Source organism: Chryseobacterium arthrosphaerae (assembly GCF_001684965.1).
In the GTDB taxonomy this organism is placed as follows: domain Bacteria; phylum Bacteroidota; class Bacteroidia; order Flavobacteriales; family Weeksellaceae; genus Chryseobacterium; species Chryseobacterium arthrosphaerae.
Map to the genome: position 1 here is coordinate 688473 of NZ_MAYG01000001.1, position 19673 is coordinate 708145.

Below are 19673 nucleotides of genomic sequence, written 5' to 3' on the forward strand. Positions count from 1 at the left end.
CAGTATTTGTATAATGCTTAATCCAGAATATAAATTTTCTTCTCCTTAAGATTGAACCCCAGTTTTTACCAAGCCAGTTGATGCCCGTTGATGGTCATAAATGTCTTCATACTTCAGATAAAATTCCTACATTTAGCAACTAATCAAAAAAATATGGAAACAAAAGTCATCAAAATAACACACGTTACCGGAACCTACACCATTGAAGCTCCCCACGGACAGCTCAATGACCTGAAAACCCAACTGGACAAATGCCTGAACGATGAGCAGGGAGCCATTGTAATAAAAGGTAAGGATGGAGATCAGTTTGTATACCCTTCCGATCTTTTAAAAAACAGCTTCATCGCAATAGTTGACAGAGAATAGAGACATTAATATTACCTTACAGGGAATAGTTAAATATTTTATGTAAAATAATTCCCTTGATTTCTAGTCTATTATTAAGTTTTGTTAAAATTTATGTTCTAAAAGTTTTGCAGGAATTAAAAATCGTTCTATATTTGCACCACTGAAAACAACGGTATTACCGGAGTTTAAGGAGAGTTGGCAGAGTGGTCGATTGCGGCAGTCTTGAAAACTGTTGACTGTAACAGGTCCGGGGGTTCGAATCCCTCACTCTCCGCAGAAAAACCTTCAGATTTTATCTGAAGGTTTTTTTATTTTTTAGCCATAAGGATTTTTAAGGAAGAATGGATGCTTCGCCGTTAAAGAAGGTGCATGCCTATATCCGCTTCATAAGAATCAATGAAATTGATTCCATTCTTTGCCTCCTTAAAAACCAGCAGTTTCAACAATAAAATCTTTGCGTTAATTCAATTCCATCAATACAGATAATACTATTCCCCAACTTTTGTACCCTGTCCGAAGTATCTGGCTTTAAGAATTTAAAACATTCAATTAAGAATCAGAATAAATTTTGGAAAATTAAAAAATAGTGGCCCGGTCATGAATACTGATATCAGTTGTAGGGCCGTTCAACAATTTCCTTACGCATCAGGATACTTTTACCGGTGTAAGATTGTAATAATAATCAGCTGTTAGATTGAATATCCGTAAACTTTATGATGACAATACTTGATCAATGATGAAAAAGGCTTTGGTAATGTCAGATAATGTTATTAAATTTATAATGAGTTCCTGAATCACAATATTTTATTACACCTCTTTAAATTTATTAATCATGAAAAAAAAGATCTTTATCTCTGCGCTGTCTCTGGGAGCAATTGTCCTGGGAACCCAACAGGTTATGGCACAAAATTCAGAGCGGGTGAGTACATCAGTAAATATTATTTTATCGGACGTTATTGCTATGGACATTGGCTCTGCTGCTTCAGAGGGAGCTGTAGATTTTAATTATGCGAATACAAAAGATTACAATTCACCGAAAAATATTACCGTTCCCAATAGTTTAGTCATCATTTCATCCAAAAATTTTGATGTAAAAGTAAAATCTGAAGGGACACACTTTGTAAGCGGAGCAAACTTAATTCCTGTAGATATATTACAGGTAAAAGCAATACCGGGCGGAAGCCTGGTAGGAACCCTGAATGAGGTTACTTTATCTGCAAATGATCAGGTGCTGGTGAGTAATGCAAGTTTAGGTACCAGACAGTCTTTAAATATTGCTTACTCCATTTCGGCAGAAAATGCATCCAGGGTTCTTCTGGGAAAACCCCATGGAACTTACACACAGAAAATAACGTATACTGCCACTGCATTGTAAATAAAATACCAATCCAAACAGAAAGCCCTCAATACTGTCAAAAGTATTGAGGGCTTTCTGTTTAGGCCCAATGTGTAATGCTGTAGTGATTTTACTACATGAACTTCCTTTTTCCACTACAAAGAAACTTTTATTGCCGCTGTAGATTTGTAGTGTTCAAAAGGAACAATAAAAAAAGAATAACAATTAAATAATACTGCCATGACAAAACAAATCTTAATCACAGCCTTAACTATCGGAGCGATCATATTGGGAACAGATAATGTTCAGGCTCAAAATACTACTGCAACTACAACCGTAAACATTACCCTGAACGATGTAATCTCTATTGATGCCGGAAGTACTGCAATTGGTAATACGGTTGATTTTAATTATGCTACTGCAGCAGATTATAATTCTGATCAGACGATTACTAAAGCCAACTCTCTGAAGGTTACTTCAACAAAGAACTTTAATGTAAAAGTAAAAGCAGGGGGTGCTAATTTCATGAATGGAACAAACTTAATCCCTGTCAATGTTTTGACTATCAAAGCTGCCACAGCTGCCGGAACCATGGGCGGAACAAAAAATGCTGTAGTTTTATCTGCAACGGATCAGAATTTAGTTACCAATGCTCCTCTTGGAAGCGCATTAACACTGAATCTGGATTACACTATTCCCGCAGCAAAATCATCATCATCTGATATTTTAGGTAAACCGGCCGGAACTTATACTCAAACAGTAACTTATACGGCGACTGCTTTATAAGTTAATTTTTCATATTAATATTTTGTGATTTGGTGTTTCGAAGGCTTCCTCAGGAGGCCTTTGATTTTGTATGCATTTCTGGACATTTAAATCTAATTAATACATCACACCCAAACATTCAGTAGATTTTTGTGAAAACCTGAAGAAAAATTATACGCAAATGGTGATTTATATTATGATTGCTTTATAATAGTAACAGAATTTATATAAGCCCTCAATACTTAGAAAGTGTTGGGGGCTTTATTATTTAATTCAAAAATGAATAAACCGTGTAGTGATTTTACTACATGAACTTCCTTTTTCCACTACAAGGAAACTTTTATAGCCGCTGTAGATTTGTAGTGTTCAAAAGGAACAATAAAAAAAGAATAACAATTAAATAATACTGCCATGACAAAACAAATCTTAATCACAGCCTTAACTATCGGAGCGATCATATTGGGAACAGATAATGTTCAGGCTCAAAATACTACTGCAACTACAACCGTAAACATTACCCTTAACGATGTAATCTCTATTGATGCCGGAAGTACTGCAATTGGTAATACGGTTGATTTTAACTATGTAACTGCAGCAGATTATAATTCTGATCAGACGATTACTAAAGCCAACTCTCTGAAGGTAACTTCAACAAAGAACTTTAATGTAAAAGTAAAAGCAGGGGGTGCTAATTTCATGAATGGAACCAATTTAATCCCTGTCAATGTTTTGACAATCAAAGCAGCAACAGCTGGCGGAACCATGGGCGGAACAAAAAATGCTGTAGTTTTATCTGCAACGGATCAGAATTTAGTTACCAATGCTCCTCTTGGAAGTGCGTTAACACTGAATCTGGATTATACTATTCCCGCAGCAAAATCATCATCTTCTGATATTTTAGGTAAACCGGCCGGAACCTATACGCAAACAGTAACGTATACAGCGACTGCTTTATAATAAAAAAACACATCAATATATTTGCCCTCAGTACTTTCCAGGTATTGAGGGTTTTTCTGTTTAGCCCAATGCGTAATGCTGTAGTGATTTTACTACATAAGCTTCCTCTTTCCACTACAAGGAAACTTTTATAGCCGCTGTAGATTTGTAGTGTTCAAAAGGAACAATTAAAAAAGAATAACAATTAAATAATACTGCCATGACAAAACAAATCTTAATCACAGCCTTAACTATCGGAGCGATCATATTGGGAACAGATAATGTTCAGGCTCAAAATACTACCGCAACTACAACCGTAAACATTACCCTGAACGATGTAATCTCTATTGATGCCGGAAGTACTGCAATTGGTAATACGGTTGATTTTAACTATGTAACTGCAGCAGACTATAATTCTGATCAGACGATTACTAAAGCCAACTCTCTGAAGGTAACTTCAACGAAGAACTTTAATGTAAAAGTAAAAGCAGGGGGTGCTAATTTCATGAATGGAACGAACTTAATCCCTGTCAATGTTTTGACTATCAAAGCAGCAACAGCTGCCGGAACCATGGGCGGAACAAAAAATGCTGTAGTTTTATCTGCAACGGATCAGAATTTAGTTACCAATGCTCCTCTTGGAAGTGCGTTAACATTGAATCTGGATTACACTATTCCCGCAGCAAAATCATCATCATCTGATATTTTAGGTAAACCGGCCGGAACTTATACTCAAACAGTAACGTATACGGCGACTGCCTTATAATAAAATTTTTAGTTTCAAAAGCTCCTTTTTGCTATGTTTTCAGTAGTTTTGGGTTCTTTTATCATTAAACTATTTACACCATGCACAAGTTTATTCACCTATTCATTTTCTTTCTCCTCACAGGATCTTCTTCACTTCTGGCACAAAGTATCTCTATGTCGCCTACACGCTTGTTTTTTACCGGTAATCCGGGAGAAAAAGTAACAAAGACTGTTACGCTTCAAAACAGCTCGGATAAAGATTATGTTTTTAATCTCAACTATAAAGATTGGTTTAGAGAAGAAGACGGAAATAAGGTTTATCTTGAAGCAGGCAGTTCAAAAACTTCCAATGCTTCCTGGGTGTCTACTTTAGAAAACGCTGTAACGGTTCCTGCGAAAAGTACAAAGGAGATTGTAGTAACCATGCAGATTCCGGCAAACGCATCACAGTCTGCCGTTACAAACAGTATGCTGTTTTTCACCCAACTTCCTCAGCAGGCAGATAAGGCACGTGTTCAGAACGGTATTGGTATTATTACCTTATTTGAGGTGGGGCTTCATATCTTTTATACTCCACCGGGAAACCATGTGAAAAGTCTGGATATTACCAATATTGCAGAGGTGAGTAATCAGAATGCAGCGAACAGAAAAGTCGCAGTAAGCATTCATAATGATGGAAACACGGTCAATGATGCCACCGTTGAGTTTGAACTCACCAATACAGACAGTGGTAAGGAAATGAAATTACCCGCAATTTCCATCTCCATGCTTCCGGATACCGATCAGGTTGTTCAGTTTTCTTTACCGGAGAACATTTCAGGGAACTTTCTTGGCGTGGTTATCGTCAAAATGGCAGAATCCAACGATTTACGTGTAGGAGAAAAAAACTTTAAATTTTAAAATTAAGTCTTGAAACCACAGAATGGAATATCAATATCAGTCCTGAGAAGAACAATCTTATTTTTTGTATTTGTTCTTCTGCATATGTCGTTGGCCTTTGCGCAGGAAAAAAAGGACATTCAAATCCATTTTGAAAATGACAGTGTAGCTGTTGAGAAGGGTTCTACTTTTACTAATTTCCTGGTCATTGAGAATAAAAGTTCTGAAGAGATTATCATTCAGAATATCTTACCTCAGGAAAAATATCCGGGATTGCTTTTCTATCCCAAAAATGACTTTACTTTAGGTGCGGGTCAGTCTAAAACTCTTCCTGTAAAACTGATCGCCAACCTGGATTTTATGAAACTGAGATCCAATAAGATCCAATTCCAGGTTTCGTATGCCACCCCAACGCTCACCGGAACTGAAAGCACATCGTTCTTCGTTGCTAAAGGCGAGAACAAAAACATTGCAATTTATACCGACACATACGAAAATTTCATTAATCCTGCTTTGCCCCAATCCTCAATTCTGCTGATTGTAGAAAACCAGGGATATAGTAAACGGACCGTTAAGATTGATTTGCAATCTATTCCTGATGGTCTGGAAATTTTGCCAAAACAGCAAACCATAACTCTGGAAGGTTTAGAAAAGCAAACGGTAGAGATCAGAATTGCAGTCAGAAAACAGAATACACTTTATCCGGAATTTAATATTAATGCAACTGTTACAGACCTGCTTGATAATAAAATCGTGGGAAGCAACACACTTTACTTAGTTATTTTATCGCATAACAGACAAATTGCCCGGGGAAACGAAGCGGCGAGCGGAAGTAATTTTGCGGAATTTAGCTATAATGAAAACAGTTCCGGTTTCAATTATCTTCAATTGAGGGGAAATACAGCGTTCCGGATGACTGATAATTTGAAATCACGTTTCAATATTGGTGCAGATTACTATCATGAAGACGGCCGCTATAACCTGTATGATACCTGGCTGGAACTGGAGCGAAAAAATACGGTATTGAGGGTGGGAAATGTGAATAGCAGCGATTACGATTACCCGGTTTTCGGAAGAGGAGGGAAGGTTTCTACCAGATTTGGAAAAAATAACCAGGTTGAAATTCTTGCGCTTGAAAATAATTATAACCTCTACGGCACTTATTTCCAGCAAACGGAAGGATCTACCATGGTAGGGGCAAAATATGGTTTTGGGAATGCCCAATCTTTCCATGGGAAAGTATCTTATATATTCGATCATGATCCGCGCTTTCACGTAGATACGCAGGTAGCGAATGCGGTGACATCGTTTCTGATTAACGATAAACATACCGTGCGGACGGAGATAGGCTTGAGCCACGAAAAAGGACTTTTGAACAATGATGAAAATGCAGGAGCTTCAATGGGAGCCCATTACGAAGGGAAAATAGGAAAATGGGATATACAATCTGTAAATTCATTTGCCACTAAAAGTTATGCAGGAATCAAACGGGGATCCTTTTTCTCAAATCAGCGGATCGGCCGCCAGTTTTCTGCTGCTCAGCGTGCTTTTATACAATATCAGAATTCGCAGATAGAACCTGAGTTCCTGAGCTTCCAGAGTGAACCGGCCCAAGCTGGGAATACCTCGGATTTGCGTTATTATTTCAACAGCACAGAAGCTTTGGGATTAGGATATCAGTTTTCTTTAAAGAAGTGGAATTTTCTATTTTCTCCAAAGGTTGAAAAGCAGAAAACCGCTAATTTTTACACATCTCAGGAACTTTTTTCATACCGGTTGGAAGCCAATATCAGCACTACATTAGGTGCCCACGGGTTGAACCTGACGGCGGAATATTCTTATTCAAAAGAGAATAATAAACCGGACTGGTTCAACAGTCTGAAAACAACTTTGTCTTACAGATATAAATCATTCTCCCTCAACGGAACAGCCCAGTGGAATGCAACCAGTGTCTTTGATTTAAATTCTTATTATTATGATGTGAACCGTAATTTTGCCAACTATAACGTATACGCCTCGTATAATTTCCAGATGTTTAACCATAATCTGACCGGGTCATTTTCAGCAGGAGCCTTCTATTCGGAACTTTATAAAAATTTAAACAGCAATATCACCGGTAATCTGGAATATAAGATCTCGCCTTCCTGGTCCACCACAGGGTATTTTAATCTTTCAGGTTATAAATCTACGGCCGAATATGCAACCAGTGGCAGTTATTACCAGTTCAGAGTGGGAATTAAAAAATATTTTACCACAGCTACAGCTTTCGGAAACCATAAAGTGGCGTTCCAGTTCTTTGAAGATAAAAATTTCAATGGACTTCTGGAGTCGGGCGAACCGGTACTTGCTAATGAAATTGTAAAGCTGGACAATTATGTAGCGATGACAGATAGGAATGGAAAAGTAGTTTTTCTGAATGTGCCTGATGGCACTTACACCCTGAAGGTGAACGAAAGTGCGGGTGCACGGTTGATGATGGATCCTGTCATTATGGTACATAACAGTATCAACCGCAAAGTAGGCCTGGTAAAAAACATCAGGGTAAGTGGGAGATTGACAGAGATCAAACAGGCTTACGATACTGTGGAAACGGATGTGACCGGAATAGTGGTGTATGCAAAAAGTGAAGATGGTACGATCTCTACTGCCGTGGTTAATCAGAAAAATGAGTTTGAGTTTTTCCTGAAAGATGGAAAATACAACCTCTATATTGAAAATGACAAATACAGCTATACACACCCTATCCAGACTATTCAGGTGACAAAAGAAGGATACTCAAAAACCGTGATTTTTGAATATAAGAAGAAAGACACTACCATTAAGGTGAAAAAGTTTTAAATTTAAAAGTATGAAAAAGATGAGGGCTTTTCTAATAGGAATTTTTACGGTGTTATGCGGGTCTGCAGCCACGAAAGCTCAGGATGTGTACCTGTCGGTTCCTGAAAATAATATTTTTAACAGAAGTGAATTTACCTCAGTACCTACAAGGGTAATGACAAACGCCAACAGAACAAACTGGGATTATGCCTTTTTGGGATTACTTCCTACAGCGCCTACATTTACCTCTGTTTCCGGGCCAACTTTTACTCACTCTTCGTCCTCACTTACTTTACCCAGTTCCACGCTTCTTTGGCAGTTGGAAAGCATGGGCGGGCAGCTGCCGTCTATTGGATTTTCAGGTTATTTACCAGGTTTTCAGTCGTTCAGTACAAGCGCTGTAAGATGGTTTGAACCGCCATCAACCAGCCTCGGGGGAGGATTTAACCGGGGAAATATCAATTTTACATTTAAAATTCCTGCCGCACAATTTACGGCCAATGCCTTCCGGGCCGGAAATTACTCCATGGATATCACTCAGAATTATAATGACTTCACCCCACGAAACTTTAAAACAATTTTGGTCATTCCTTCCTCTATACGATGGATCGCCAACTCTTTAACAAAATACATAGAAATATCTTCTCTGAATGACTACCGCAATACAGCTACGCGCGTATGGGATCTGGGGAATACGGAAATTGCGCATACGGTCGATTTTAATTTTTGGGCGAAAGCTGCTTCCGCAAACATTCAGTTCACTTCTTCCAAAGGTGTTCCGGGAACCAGAAATATAGCCAGCCTTAAATTGGGGAGTAACGGATCTGCACTCACAACCAAGGCCCTGTCTTCCGACTTTCAGAATTTTTCAGCTGCTAATTTCAGTGTTGTAGCGGGAAACAGAAGCAGCTTTATTCCGCAGCTTTATGTGTCTGCGGATGACTTTAAAAACCTTTTTTTTGAAGCCGGAACCTATACGTTTGAATTGAACTTCAATGCCGGAAGTACGGATAATTCAATTAACAGTCTGCAAAATACGGCTGTTCAGTTGAAGGTGCTTCCTCTGTCCGAGATTACCATCCCCAGTTCCGGGCGTAACGTCAACTTCAATTTCAATACCGCTGCCCAATATACCGACGGCCAGTCACAAATGATTCCCAACCAGATTATGTTGTCCAATAATGAAAATTTTGAACTCTATGTAAAATCGGACGAAAATTACTTCAAGAAAGGCGGCCTGCAGACCGACATCAATTCAAACATTTTACAAATTGGTGTAGATGGAGGCTCTGTAAATGTACCTTTATCCAAAACTCCTCAAAAAATACTTTTTAACGGAGCACCGGTTTTGGACCGGGGGCTGAACATAAGATATACCATACCTCCTGCAGGTGCCCAAAGTTTGGTAGGGAAGGAAAACACCACTTACTCTGTCAATGTTTATTATAGCTTTACGGCAATTTAACTTTCTGAAGTAACTCTTGTAATACTTAATCGCCGGATCAGCATAATATTAACGGTATTCAAAAAAAATCTGGTTTTTGATTTTTTGTGCTTGCGGCTTCTAAGATGAACGGTTTTGCTTTCATCGGTTGGCGAAAAATTCCTTCATGCGCATAAAATAAGCGGGAGGCCTTCCAATAATTCGTTTCTCATTCCATGCTGTGCCAGCATTTTAGGGCTGTGGTTCCGTCATCACAATTGATATAGGCCATAAAACTGTTCAAAAGATTTCTTAAAGTATCTCTGCAGATACGTTTCTTCCTTTGATGATTTTTCCTTCATCACGCCATATTTTCAGAACCTGTAGATGTGATATTGCCCCATGTTTCATCTTTTACCCGTTTCCCGTAATGCAAGTAACAGTTTATTAGGTGGAAGTCTTCCGGAATATTATGCCGCACAAAGCTGTTTTAAGTTAAATAAAATACGGTATTTGTAATTTTAGGTAAATCCTATTTGATTTTTCTTTTTACCAATATGATATTTTTTATAACTTGCCGGCTCCTGGAAGAAAGGCCTGAACTATAGTTTTATTTGCATTTAAACAATGCAATCCTTTCTGCCTTCTTTCAAAAAAAATAATTCAAACAGCTTCTAAAACCTTTGAAACGGATTTTATGAATGATTTTATCAACGAACTACAATTAAAAATTGAAAGACTGGAAAACGAAATCAATTTCAAGAACGGACTGATCTCGCTATTGTCTCATGATTCAAAAGAACTGTTTGGAACCCTTCTGTGGCTTTTAGAAGAGCTGGAGCAGAAGACCATAAGTGAGGAAGATTTTTTTAAGTTGTTGCCACAGATAAAAAAAGATGCCCGGAAAAACCTGCAAACTATTCAGGACAGCGTTGCATGGCTAAAAACGCAATACGGGGAATTTAAGATTAAGCCCGTCAAAATTATGGTGATGGATCTTTTTCATCATTTAGAAGAGAAATATGCGGCTAAATTAAAAGAAAAAAACATCAGATTTTATTTTAAAGGAGATCACAATGCATTGGTGACAGGCGACCGTATATTGCTCGAATATGTTTTAGACAAAATTTTTGATAATGCGGTAAAATACTCCTTTCCGGGGCAGGATGTTTATCTGCAGGAAGTTACAGAAGGTAATCAGGTTGTACTGTCTGTAATTGATTTCGGAACCGGAATGAATGAAAAGTATTTACCTGCGATCTACACCTATGATCATCCTGTATTCCTGGGAACTGCCGGTGAGAAAGGCGTTGGATTAAGTTTGAAAATTGTAAAAAATTTTATATCCTTGCTGAATGGAAACATCCAAATCATTTCCGCTGAAAATAAAGGCACTACGGTTTCCCTTTTTTTACATAAATTTATAGAATAATGGGTTCAAAAGTAAACATTCGTATTGTAGTAGCAGATGATCATGGTATCGTTCGGATGGGTTTGATACAGACGATCAAACGGTTAAGACCCGATGCCGTCATTTCAGAAGTAGAGGATTATAAATCACTGTACAAATTAATTCTGAATGAAAAACCGGACCTGGCTATTATGGATGTAAATATGCCTAATGGTACTGTGCAGGAAGCGATAGATTATGTAAAAATTCACCAACCTGAATTGAAAATTCTGATATTTTCTTCACAGGATGAAGAACTGTATGGGATGCGTTACCTGAAAATGGGTGCCGGTGGCTACTTAAGCAAACTAAGCTCTACTGAAGTAATTGAGACTGCTTTAACGGCGATGCTTACTAAGGGCCGGTATGTAAGTGACCATATAAAAGAAGCTGTTTTCTTAGAATCATTAAATGGCACAGCCAAAAATTCTCCTTTTGAAGCGTTATCGGACCGCGAATTGCAAATTGCGAATAAGCTTGCAGAAGGTCTTCCCCTTAAAGAAATCTCTAACCAGCTGAATCTCCATTCATCAACGATCAGCACCTACAAAATAAGGTTGTTTGAGAAGTTAAAAATACGGTCTATACCCGAATTGGTGGAGATCCTCAGGATGTATAACCAATAGATATTCTATCATAAAAATCTGATTGAAATTCAATGGGATTATATTAAATGCTGCAGCGGATTTTGCAATGCAGATGAGAGAGATATGGAGTGTTTGCTGTTGTTATCAATCTACGCTGCCAAATAGAGATTCCAGAAGATTTTTATATCTCAAGGGTACTTTTTTTAGTTTCATAATACCAATGACTTCTCTGAAAAATCCGGAATTTGCTTCAATTCATTTGAAATAATCATGTATAAATGTTTATTGTCAAATTTACTGTAATGTAATACAAATAATTTCGTATTTTGGTTTGCCTGTTAAAATAATAATTCAAAGCATTTAAAAATATTTAAAATATAAACTTTAATGCGGTGATTATCATTTTTTAATAATTGAAATAGAAAAATCTCTAATTGTTGATATAATATATGAAGAAGTATCCAATTCCTGCGAATGAAGAAGGGAGAATGAAAAAACTGGAGTATTTTGATCTTTTAAACCTTGAAAAAGATCCCCAGTTAGACATTTTTGCAGAAACAGCATGCCTGGTGACAGACTGCCCCGCAGCGCTTATTGCTATGATGGAAAGCGAAACCCAGACCATTCAGAGCTGTGTAGGACTTGCCCTTGACTTTGTAGACAGAAAAAACACGGTATGCCAGTATTCTATTGCAAGTGGAGATATCCTCATTATCAATGATACTCTGTTAGACGAAAGATCATCTGATAACCCGCTTATTCTGGCTGGTGGCATTCGGTTTTATGCAGGAATACCACTTATTGATGATGAAGGATTCGTATTAGGAACCATCTGTGTTATTGATTATAAACCCAAAACAATTACCAGCGATCAGATTTCAACCCTAAAAAAAATAGGAGAGGCCATCACCAAAATACTGATGGCAAAAAGGAAGAATATTGAGGCTGAGTATTTTCAAAAAACGTTTACCATTTCTAATAATCTGATCTGTGTTCTGGATAAAGATTTTTTATTGAAAGAGAGTAACCCGGCCTTTGAAAAAACCTTTCAAATGGATAAAGGGCATCTTCTCAATCAGAATTTTCTCGATCTGATCGGAAGTCATAATTCTCAACTTCAACTATTTTCCAAAAATCTACCCGATACAGATGAAGAAGTGACATTTACTACTTCAACAAACATAGGTAACACCCAAACCATCATTATTGAATGGTATTTAAAACTCAATCAAAATCATTCAGAGATTTTTTGTTTCGGAATTAACATCACTCAGCGAATCGAAGAAAAGCTTAAACTTGAAAGCTCTGAACGCCGCTTCAGAAGCTTCTTTGAAAATGCTATTGGCCTGATGAGCATGCATGATATGGAAGGAAATATCATTGCTGTCAACGAAAAAGGCAGGGAAACCCTTCAATATTCTGCCGAAGAGGTTGAAAAGTTGAATTTAAAAGACCTTGTTCCCCAAAAAAACTGGCCTCTTTTGGAGCAATATCTCGAACGAATCAACAAAAGTCAGGAAGATTTCGGAACTATGATCCTGAGAACAAAAGGAGGTGAGGATATTGTCTGGATGTATCATAATCTCGTGGAGATCGATAAAGAAGGAAATCCATATGTGGTGAGTACTGCCCTGAATGTGACTGAAAGAATTACCTTGGAAAAAGATCTTGTTCATACCAAAAAGATGTTGGAACAGACCAGTGCCGTTGCCCAGGTGGGAGGATGGGAAGTTAACCTGAAAAACAATACTGTTCTCTGGTCACAGTCTACCAGGGAAATCCATAAAATAGATAAAAATTTCCAGCCCGATCTTGAAAATGCACTGGGTTTCTACAGTGAGAAAAGCCGTGAGAAACTGGAATTATTGTTCGAAAAAGCTGTAAAAGAAGGCATTCCCTATGATGAAGAATTACAGCTTGTGCAAAATGACGGTATGATGATCTGGGTAAGGGTAAAAGGCATACCGGAATTTGAAGACGGAGTATGCACCAGGGTCTATGGAATCATTCAGAATATTGATAACTTCAAGAATATTTATCTTGAACTGGCCAAAAAAGAGGCTATGCTGCAGTCTTTTGTAAAATACGTACCTTCTACAGTAGCGATGTTTGACAAAGATCTTAATTACCTTTCCGTAAGCAGAAGCTGGAAAGATGAATTCCAGATGAACGACATCAGGCTTATTGGCGAAAACATGTTTAAGATTTCCCCCAATGTACCGGATGAAAGAATAAAAATATACCAGGATGCACTGGCAGGAAAGGCTTACAAAAATGAAGATATGGCCATCGAAGTTCCAGGTAAAGGCATCATTCAGCATTATAATATAGAAGTTACTCCATGGTATCTTTCGAGTAATGTCATAGGCGGAATTATTGTTTCTGCACAGAATATTACAGCCTCTGTGAAAATCAATAAAGAGCTGAAAAATGCGAAGAAAATGGCAGATATTGCGAGTAAAGCAAAGACTGAATTCTTAGCCAATATGAGCCATGAAATCCGAACCCCGCTGAACGGTGTTATCGGGTTCTCTGATCTTCTTTTGAAAACGCCATTGAATGATATACAGACTCAATACCTCAATTATATCAATGAATCAGGGGAGAATTTACTGAATATCATCAACGATATACTTGATTTTTCCAAGGTAGAATCCGGAAAAATGGATCTGGTTGTTGACAGGTCCAATATTTATGACATGGTAAGCCAGGTCATCAATGTAATTCTTTACCAGTCGCAGAAAAAAAATATTGAGTTACTGCTGAATATAGAACAGGGACTCCCTGAAACCATCTGGCTGGATGAATCACGGCTGAAACAGATTTTGGTCAACCTTCTTGGAAATGCAGTGAAATTTACAGAACAGGGAGAAATAGAACTTAAAGTAGAAAAACTGAATCTGGACAGTAAGAATATCAAATTGAGATTTTCCGTAAGAGATACGGGAATTGGTATCCCCAAGGAAAAACAGCAGCATATTTTCAATGCATTTACCCAGGAAAACAGTTCTATCAGCAAACGGTATGGAGGAACAGGTCTCGGACTGACCATTTCAAATAATATTCTGAAATATATGGGAAGTAGCCTGTCATTGTTGAGCGAAGTTCAGAAAGGATCTGTTTTCTATTTTGACATAGAAGTACCTTACGAAATATCTGACCGTCATGAAAATGAGGACCTGAAAATAAACAAGGTGCTGATTGTAGATGATAATGAAGCCAACAGGATTATTATTCAGCATATGCTTGCCTATAAAAATATAGATTCAAAGCTTGCAGCCAACGGAATGGAAGCTCTTCAGATATTACTTGCAGGAGAGCGTTTTGATGTCATTCTGATGGATTATCATATGCCGGTTATTTCCGGGCTGGAAACGATCGAAAAAATCAGGGAACTCTTCAACAAACAGCATGAATCTTCTCCTTTGATTATTCTTCACACGTCTTCTGAGGAACACGATGTTATTAATTCTTTCCGCCAGGAAAACAATTCATATTTCCTGCTGAAGCCTATCAAGTCTGAAGAGCTTTATAAAACATTAAGAACAGCTGTGAAAAATACAGAAAAAGAGACAACCGTTACCGTACAACCTGAAACAGAAATATCCATACTGATGCAGTCTCCGAAAGTTTTACTGGTAGATGATAACCCGGTCAATATGGTTCTTAACCATAAAATGATGCGTTCACTGGTTCCGGATGCACAGCTTACAGAAGCTACGGATGGGCTGCAGGCTGTTTTGCAGTGTAAAGAAAAAACATTCGACATCATTTTAATGGATGTTCAGATGCCGGTAATGGATGGTATTGAAGCTACTAAACAAATCCGTTTACTCCCGGAATATTCCAATGTTCCGATTATTGGTGTAACTGCAGGTAATGTTCTTGGAGAGAAAGAAAAGTGCCTGGATTCCGGGATGAATGACTTCCTGCCTAAACCTTTAAGACAGGCTGATCTACTGGAAATGCTGAAAAATCATATCGGTAATGAAAATAATACTCTTTCCGGAGATTCTGCTACTAAGAAAACCTACCTGGATATCAACCTCCTGAATGAACAAATAGGGGATGACGATGAGGATTTCAGAAAAACATTTTTGAACCTTGTAATAGATCAACTTACTCAGGCTGAGGAAAATATCAAAAAAAGCACAGCTGAAAAAGACAGTGCCGGCTTGAAACTGATTCTTCACAAGCTCAAAGGAACGGCAGGAACAGCAGGACTGATAAGTCTTACTGAACGTACTGCAAGTTGGGAAAATAAAACAGATCCTGAGATGGATTTTATTTCCATGGAAGAAGAAATTATCCAGGAGATAAAAACCGGTTTACAGTTAATTAAAAATCTGATACAATAAAAAACTGAAATGATACGGATTCTAACCATCGAAGGTATGTTGCCGGAGCTGTGGTTTGTCCTGTGATAAAGCTTAAATTACTGATTAATAATTTGGTCATAGCTAACTATGGCAGAATCGAGACAGCAGTTATTTGCAAAGGCTGTCATCCCTCAATTTCTGCAAATAAAACCTCGAAAATCCTGGATTTTCAAGGTTTTATTTTTTATATATTCTTTGTCTTTTTCAGATTCCGGTTTTTATGCGGAATGATTACAGCGCTTTAGTATTCAGGCCAACGTCTGCAATTTTACTAAGTAATTTATCACATTTTTTTTCTTCATTGAGGGTGGCTAAAAGATTTTTCAGACATACATTTTCCTTAAGGACTTTTGCATAAGCAGCCAGTGTACCATAGGTTGCAATCTCATAATGTTCTATTTTCTGTGCGGCAGCTATTATTCCTGCATCTCTTACAGTCCCTGCTTCAGTTTCTTCAATGATGCTCTTTCCTTCATCAAGAAGGCCCTGCATGGCATCGCATTTTTTTGCCTGTGCTTTCTTTTTCAGTGCTTTGAAACATTCTGTGAGTCTTTTTACGTGCATTTCAGTTTCCATTAAATGATTTTCAATAGCTAGCCTGAGCTTTTTGTCTGTCGCATTTTTATGCATTCTGGGTAAGGCCTTTACCAATGCTTTTTCTGCCCAGTAGATGTCTTTGAGACCATCTTCAAATAAATCTTCCAATCCTTTAGAAGCATTCTTTTTAGCAGGAGCTTTTTTTGTATTACCTGCCGGTACCTTTTTTACAGAAGCTTTTTTTGTTACGTTTTTGGTTGCCATAATATTATATTTTGTGTGATTATTTTTAATCTGCTGCAATTCTAGGACCATTTGTGTCTCATGGGTCATAAGTTGATTTTCTGAAAAGTATAAATATTGTATCCGGACGATCCGGCAGGACAAGTTGAAATACATGTGATGGAATGCCTGTTAAAGGCAAACGATGTATATTTAAATCAGATCCTTTACCCTTGGCACATTGCGATTCTGTAAGATGTATGGCCGTCTGAATCTTATTAAACCATTCACAGATAAAATACAGTCATTAACAGATATAATTATGGCTCCTTACGCAATGAAACTACTTTTGCTACCATTAAAAAACATTTAAATATGAAATCGATCAAAATTTTATTCATCGTTCTGAGCTTATTGCCATTTCATGACCTTACCGGCCAAATATTAAAAGGGAAGATCACAGATGAAAAAACAGCAAAACCTTTGGCTGGAGCATTGATCACTTTTAAAAGGGTTGATGATAATGTAACAGGCAAAATATCAGCGAATGACAAAGGTGTTTATCAGCTTCCCGAATCTTTTGAAAAAGGTAATTATGAATTTGAAATAAGCTTAAAAGGATATAAAACAAAAAGTTTCTGTGTTCTTTTCCGAAAAGATACAGTTCTGGATATCCCTATGGCTTTAAACGTAGATGAAAAAAAGTTCGATTAAAAAAATATCATTGAATGAAAAAAATTATAGTTTCTATTGCTTTATTAGCAGGAATTCCTACCCTTGCACAGTCAACAAACGATACCATCAGGAAGCCGGAAAATCAAATAGAAGGAGTTACCATTACCGCAAGAAAACCTACAGTAGAATCAAAAGCTGACCGAACTGTTTTTAATGTGTCCAACAGTTCTATCCTGGCAGGAAATGCCACCTGGGATGTCCTGAAACTGACTCCCTTGCTGAATATTGATAATAATGATAATATAAATGCCGGGGGAGAATTGGTGACAGTTTACATTAATGACAGAAAATCGGTATTTACAGGCAAGCAGTTAAAAGATTATCTGCAAACGATTCCTGCTGATAACCTGATGAAAATTGAGGTGATCACAAGCCCGTCATCCCGTTATGAAGCCAGAGGACCGGTAGTGAATATCGTATTGAAAAAAAATGATGATGAGGGAATTAAAGGCAGTGTGACGTTTAATAACAAACAGAGAAACAAAAATATACAGTATACTAATGCCAATCTTAACTACCATAAGAAAAATTTTACCCAGACCCTGATCGGAAGTTATAATAACGGTGCTGGTTTCCAGAGAAATACCTTTGTAAACAGTTTGTATAAAGATAATGACGTTACCACCACTGCCAACGAATCGGTAGGGTATGATAAGACACCTTCTCTGTCTTCCACTTCCGAATATGACCTGAATGCTAAAAATAAGATAGGACTTATTCTTGAATATTTTCAGAGTAAAAATACTTCAGGTTCTTATGCTGATATCAGCAGGACCAAAAACGGGGAATTCTTTGATGCCTACCGCCAGGATCAGGATGTCATCGGCCGTAACCGTACATTGGGGACAAATGCTTTTTACAAGTATTATGATAAAGAAAAAAACAGGATTCTGGATATTAATCTGGGCTTCAATTATAATTCCCAGAATGAGCTGAGCACCTTTTTAAAAACCTCTCCCGCCTCAGGCATTATCAATCAATTGGGTATAAATTCTGATGCACAGTTACGCAATTATTATTTTAAGGCAGATTATGTTCATTCGCTTGGAACCGGGGGAAGTTTTGAAGCAGGCGGAAAAATGGATTTCAATAACAATATGATCCGGAATACACTTTCCGGAAACAATGCTGATAACCTGCGTCCGCACGATGTTTTTCATTATGAGGAAAATATCAGTTCCCTCTATATGAACTACAGCAAAACATTCTTCGGAAAACTGGAAACAAGGGTTGGGCTACGGTATGAGCATATCAATTACACAGCGAAGCAGGATGTGGCCGGCACGGAAAGAAAAGAGTCCTACGGCAACTTCCTTCCTGACTTATTGCTGAAATATTCTTTCTCAAAGAATTATGACCTGAGTTTAACCTATAACCGTGTTCTGTGGCGACCATTGTATCATGAGTTTAATCCTTTCCTTTTTCCTTCCAATGACGGTACTTTCTTCCGTGGCAATATGGATATCAACCCAAACCTGAGCCACAGGCTTTACATGAAATTCGGATTCCTGAAAAAATATTTCATCTCGGCAAGGTATAACTACACAGACAGGGATTACTGGAGGTCTTTTGTAGAAGAGGGTGGCAAAATGGTTTCCCTGCCGGTTAATCTGAACGGAAAAGTGCAGAAATATAACCTTTTTGCCAATACGAACCAGACTTTCCTCAAAAACAGGCTGAACATCAATCTAGGGGTAGGATGGAATTATATAGACAACCATGATTTCAATGAAGTGAATAATCTCGCAAGCAGAGACTATATCAGTTATATGGAAGCTTCAGCCAATCTTTCTTATACCAATCTTTTTAACAAAAATATAAACCTGAGTGCCTCGGTAAATGTTTTCAATCAGAACTATGGAAACTCTCTCGCCAATACAACAAATGTCTTCCATAACATCTCTGCTACCAAAATATTCCCGAAAACACAGATGGAGGTAAGTTTGCAGCTGATGAATATTTTTAAACGACCTGTTTTCGACAATACAATGTATAGCGAGACCGGAACTTTCAGATCGGAGATGAGAGCAGACTGGTACGGATTCTCACTTTCATTTGTGAAACGTTTTGGAAACCAGAAAGTAAAAGAAAATACTAAAACAGAGGTAGAGAAAAATAAAAACACTGAAAAATAAAGATTCCATGCACCGAAATATAAAATTTCCTAAAACCATGTGTTTATCTTTTGTAACTTTAAAACGTGCTCCTGTATCATTCTTGGGAATGATGGTCAGCGGTATGATAAACCAGAATCCGGGATCACCATAAATACCGGTAAGAAAAAGAAATAAGTGAACAGAAAAGTTCTGTATTACAAAAAGGCAGAATGAAATAGCCTGTATAAAATAAATCGTATGAAAAAACACACCCCTTTACTCATAGAATCTGTTGGACATCTGCTGTTCTGGACTTTTTATGTGGTGTATCCTGTCTTGATATTTGGAAAAGCGAGCTGTTTTAGATTTGATCTTATTAAATCGCTCGTTGATATTGCGACTATTGGAATACCGTC

Annotated in this window: 14 protein-coding genes and 1 tRNA gene; 14 read left to right on the forward strand and 1 reads right to left on the reverse strand. The window is 37.6% G+C overall.

The annotated features are described in order from the left end of the window. Nucleotides 1–153: 153 nt before the first annotated feature. The 12 genes from BBI00_RS03055 (at nt 154) to BBI00_RS03110 (ending at nt 15646) form a co-directional block, all read left to right on the forward strand. Nucleotides 154–366, forward strand: a complete 213-nt coding sequence (locus tag BBI00_RS03055) for a glyceraldehyde-3-phosphate dehydrogenase (protein ID WP_065397388.1) — start codon at nt 154–156, stop codon at nt 364–366. A 171-nt stretch (nt 367–537) separates the two neighbouring features. Next, nucleotides 538–622 (forward strand) — tRNA-Ser (locus BBI00_RS03060). Between the two features lie 558 nt (nt 623–1180). Continuing rightward, the gene (locus BBI00_RS03065) at nt 1181–1723 is read left to right on the forward strand and encodes a peptidoglycan-binding protein LysM (protein WP_065397389.1); all 543 of its coding nucleotides are present in this window, start codon (nt 1181–1183) and stop codon (nt 1721–1723) included. A gap of 201 nt (nt 1724–1924) precedes the next feature. Next, nucleotides 1925–2470, forward strand: a complete 546-nt coding sequence (locus tag BBI00_RS03070) for a peptidoglycan-binding protein LysM (protein WP_065397390.1) — start codon at nt 1925–1927, stop codon at nt 2468–2470. Nucleotides 2471–2860: 390 nt separating this feature from the next. Beyond that, the gene (locus BBI00_RS03075) at nt 2861–3406 is read left to right on the forward strand and encodes a peptidoglycan-binding protein LysM (RefSeq protein WP_065397391.1); all 546 of its coding nucleotides are present in this window, start codon (nt 2861–2863) and stop codon (nt 3404–3406) included. A 199-nt stretch (nt 3407–3605) separates the two neighbouring features. Beyond that, a complete protein-coding gene (locus BBI00_RS03080; RefSeq protein ID WP_065397392.1) occupies nt 3606–4151 on the forward strand; it encodes a peptidoglycan-binding protein LysM in 546 nt (181 codons plus the stop codon). Between the two features lie 80 nt (nt 4152–4231). Continuing rightward, nucleotides 4232–5032 carry a fimbrial biogenesis chaperone gene (locus tag BBI00_RS03085; RefSeq protein ID WP_228394702.1) on the forward strand — a complete coding sequence of 267 codons (801 nt, stop codon included), beginning with the start codon at nt 4232–4234 and terminating at the stop codon, nt 5030–5032. Nucleotides 5033–5041: 9 nt separating this feature from the next. Next, the gene (locus BBI00_RS03090; protein ID WP_065397394.1) at nt 5042–7849 is read left to right on the forward strand and encodes a TonB-dependent receptor; all 2808 of its coding nucleotides are present in this window, start codon (nt 5042–5044) and stop codon (nt 7847–7849) included. A gap of 10 nt (nt 7850–7859) precedes the next feature. After that, nucleotides 7860–9293, forward strand: coding sequence for a hypothetical protein (locus BBI00_RS03095; RefSeq protein ID WP_065397395.1), 1434 nt, complete (start codon nt 7860–7862; stop codon nt 9291–9293). Between the two features lie 655 nt (nt 9294–9948). Continuing rightward, nucleotides 9949–10683, forward strand: coding sequence for a sensor histidine kinase (locus tag BBI00_RS03100; protein ID WP_065397396.1), 735 nt, complete (start codon nt 9949–9951; stop codon nt 10681–10683). Then, a complete protein-coding gene (locus BBI00_RS03105) occupies nt 10683–11327 on the forward strand; it encodes a response regulator (protein WP_065397397.1) in 645 nt (214 codons plus the stop codon). The genes BBI00_RS03100 and BBI00_RS03105 overlap by 1 nt, the downstream gene beginning before the upstream one ends. Before the next feature lie 410 nt (nt 11328–11737). Beyond that, nucleotides 11738–15646, forward strand: coding sequence for a response regulator (locus tag BBI00_RS03110; RefSeq protein ID WP_065397398.1), 3909 nt, complete (start codon nt 11738–11740; stop codon nt 15644–15646). Nucleotides 15647–15898: 252 nt separating this feature from the next. Here BBI00_RS03110 and BBI00_RS03115 read toward each other — a convergent pair whose 3' ends face one another. Further along, a complete protein-coding gene (locus BBI00_RS03115; RefSeq protein ID WP_065399595.1) occupies nt 15899–16468 on the reverse strand; it encodes a YciE/YciF ferroxidase family protein in 570 nt (189 codons plus the stop codon). 333 nt (nt 16469–16801) lie between these two features. Here BBI00_RS03115 and BBI00_RS03120 point away from each other — a divergent pair, with 333 nt between their 5' ends. Both BBI00_RS03120 and BBI00_RS03125 read left to right on the forward strand, forming a co-directional pair. Further along, nucleotides 16802–17140, forward strand: a complete 339-nt coding sequence (locus tag BBI00_RS03120; protein ID WP_065397399.1) for a carboxypeptidase-like regulatory domain-containing protein — start codon at nt 16802–16804, stop codon at nt 17138–17140. Nucleotides 17141–17154: 14 nt separating this feature from the next. Then, the gene (locus tag BBI00_RS03125) at nt 17155–19296 is read left to right on the forward strand and encodes an outer membrane beta-barrel family protein (protein WP_065397400.1); all 2142 of its coding nucleotides are present in this window, start codon (nt 17155–17157) and stop codon (nt 19294–19296) included. Nucleotides 19297–19673: the final 377 nt, after the last annotated feature.

What these genes read in the sequence shown, in the direction of transcription:
- BBI00_RS03110 (WP_065397398.1), top strand. Translation starts at nt 11,738, where the DNA reads ATGAAGAAGTATCCAATTCCTGCGAATGAAGAAGGGAGAATGAAAAAA.
- BBI00_RS03125 (WP_065397400.1), top strand. Translation starts at nt 17,155, where the DNA reads ATGAAAAAAATTATAGTTTCTATTGCTTTATTAGCAGGAATTCCTACC.
- BBI00_RS03120 (WP_065397399.1), top strand. Translation starts at nt 16,802, where the DNA reads ATGAAATCGATCAAAATTTTATTCATCGTTCTGAGCTTATTGCCATTT.
- BBI00_RS03080 (WP_065397392.1), top strand. Translation starts at nt 3,606, where the DNA reads ATGACAAAACAAATCTTAATCACAGCCTTAACTATCGGAGCGATCATA.
- BBI00_RS03055 (WP_065397388.1), top strand. Translation starts at nt 154, where the DNA reads ATGGAAACAAAAGTCATCAAAATAACACACGTTACCGGAACCTACACC.
- BBI00_RS03115 (WP_065399595.1), bottom strand. Translation starts at nt 16,468, where the DNA reads ATGGCAACCAAAAACGTAACAAAAAAAGCTTCTGTAAAAAAGGTACCG.
- BBI00_RS03065 (WP_065397389.1), top strand. Translation starts at nt 1,181, where the DNA reads ATGAAAAAAAAGATCTTTATCTCTGCGCTGTCTCTGGGAGCAATTGTC.
- BBI00_RS03075 (WP_065397391.1), top strand. Translation starts at nt 2,861, where the DNA reads ATGACAAAACAAATCTTAATCACAGCCTTAACTATCGGAGCGATCATA.
- BBI00_RS03070 (WP_065397390.1), top strand. Translation starts at nt 1,925, where the DNA reads ATGACAAAACAAATCTTAATCACAGCCTTAACTATCGGAGCGATCATA.
- BBI00_RS03095 (WP_065397395.1), top strand. Translation starts at nt 7,860, where the DNA reads ATGAAAAAGATGAGGGCTTTTCTAATAGGAATTTTTACGGTGTTATGC.
- BBI00_RS03085 (WP_228394702.1), top strand. Translation starts at nt 4,232, where the DNA reads ATGCACAAGTTTATTCACCTATTCATTTTCTTTCTCCTCACAGGATCT.
- BBI00_RS03100 (WP_065397396.1), top strand. Translation starts at nt 9,949, where the DNA reads ATGAATGATTTTATCAACGAACTACAATTAAAAATTGAAAGACTGGAA.
- BBI00_RS03105 (WP_065397397.1), top strand. Translation starts at nt 10,683, where the DNA reads ATGGGTTCAAAAGTAAACATTCGTATTGTAGTAGCAGATGATCATGGT.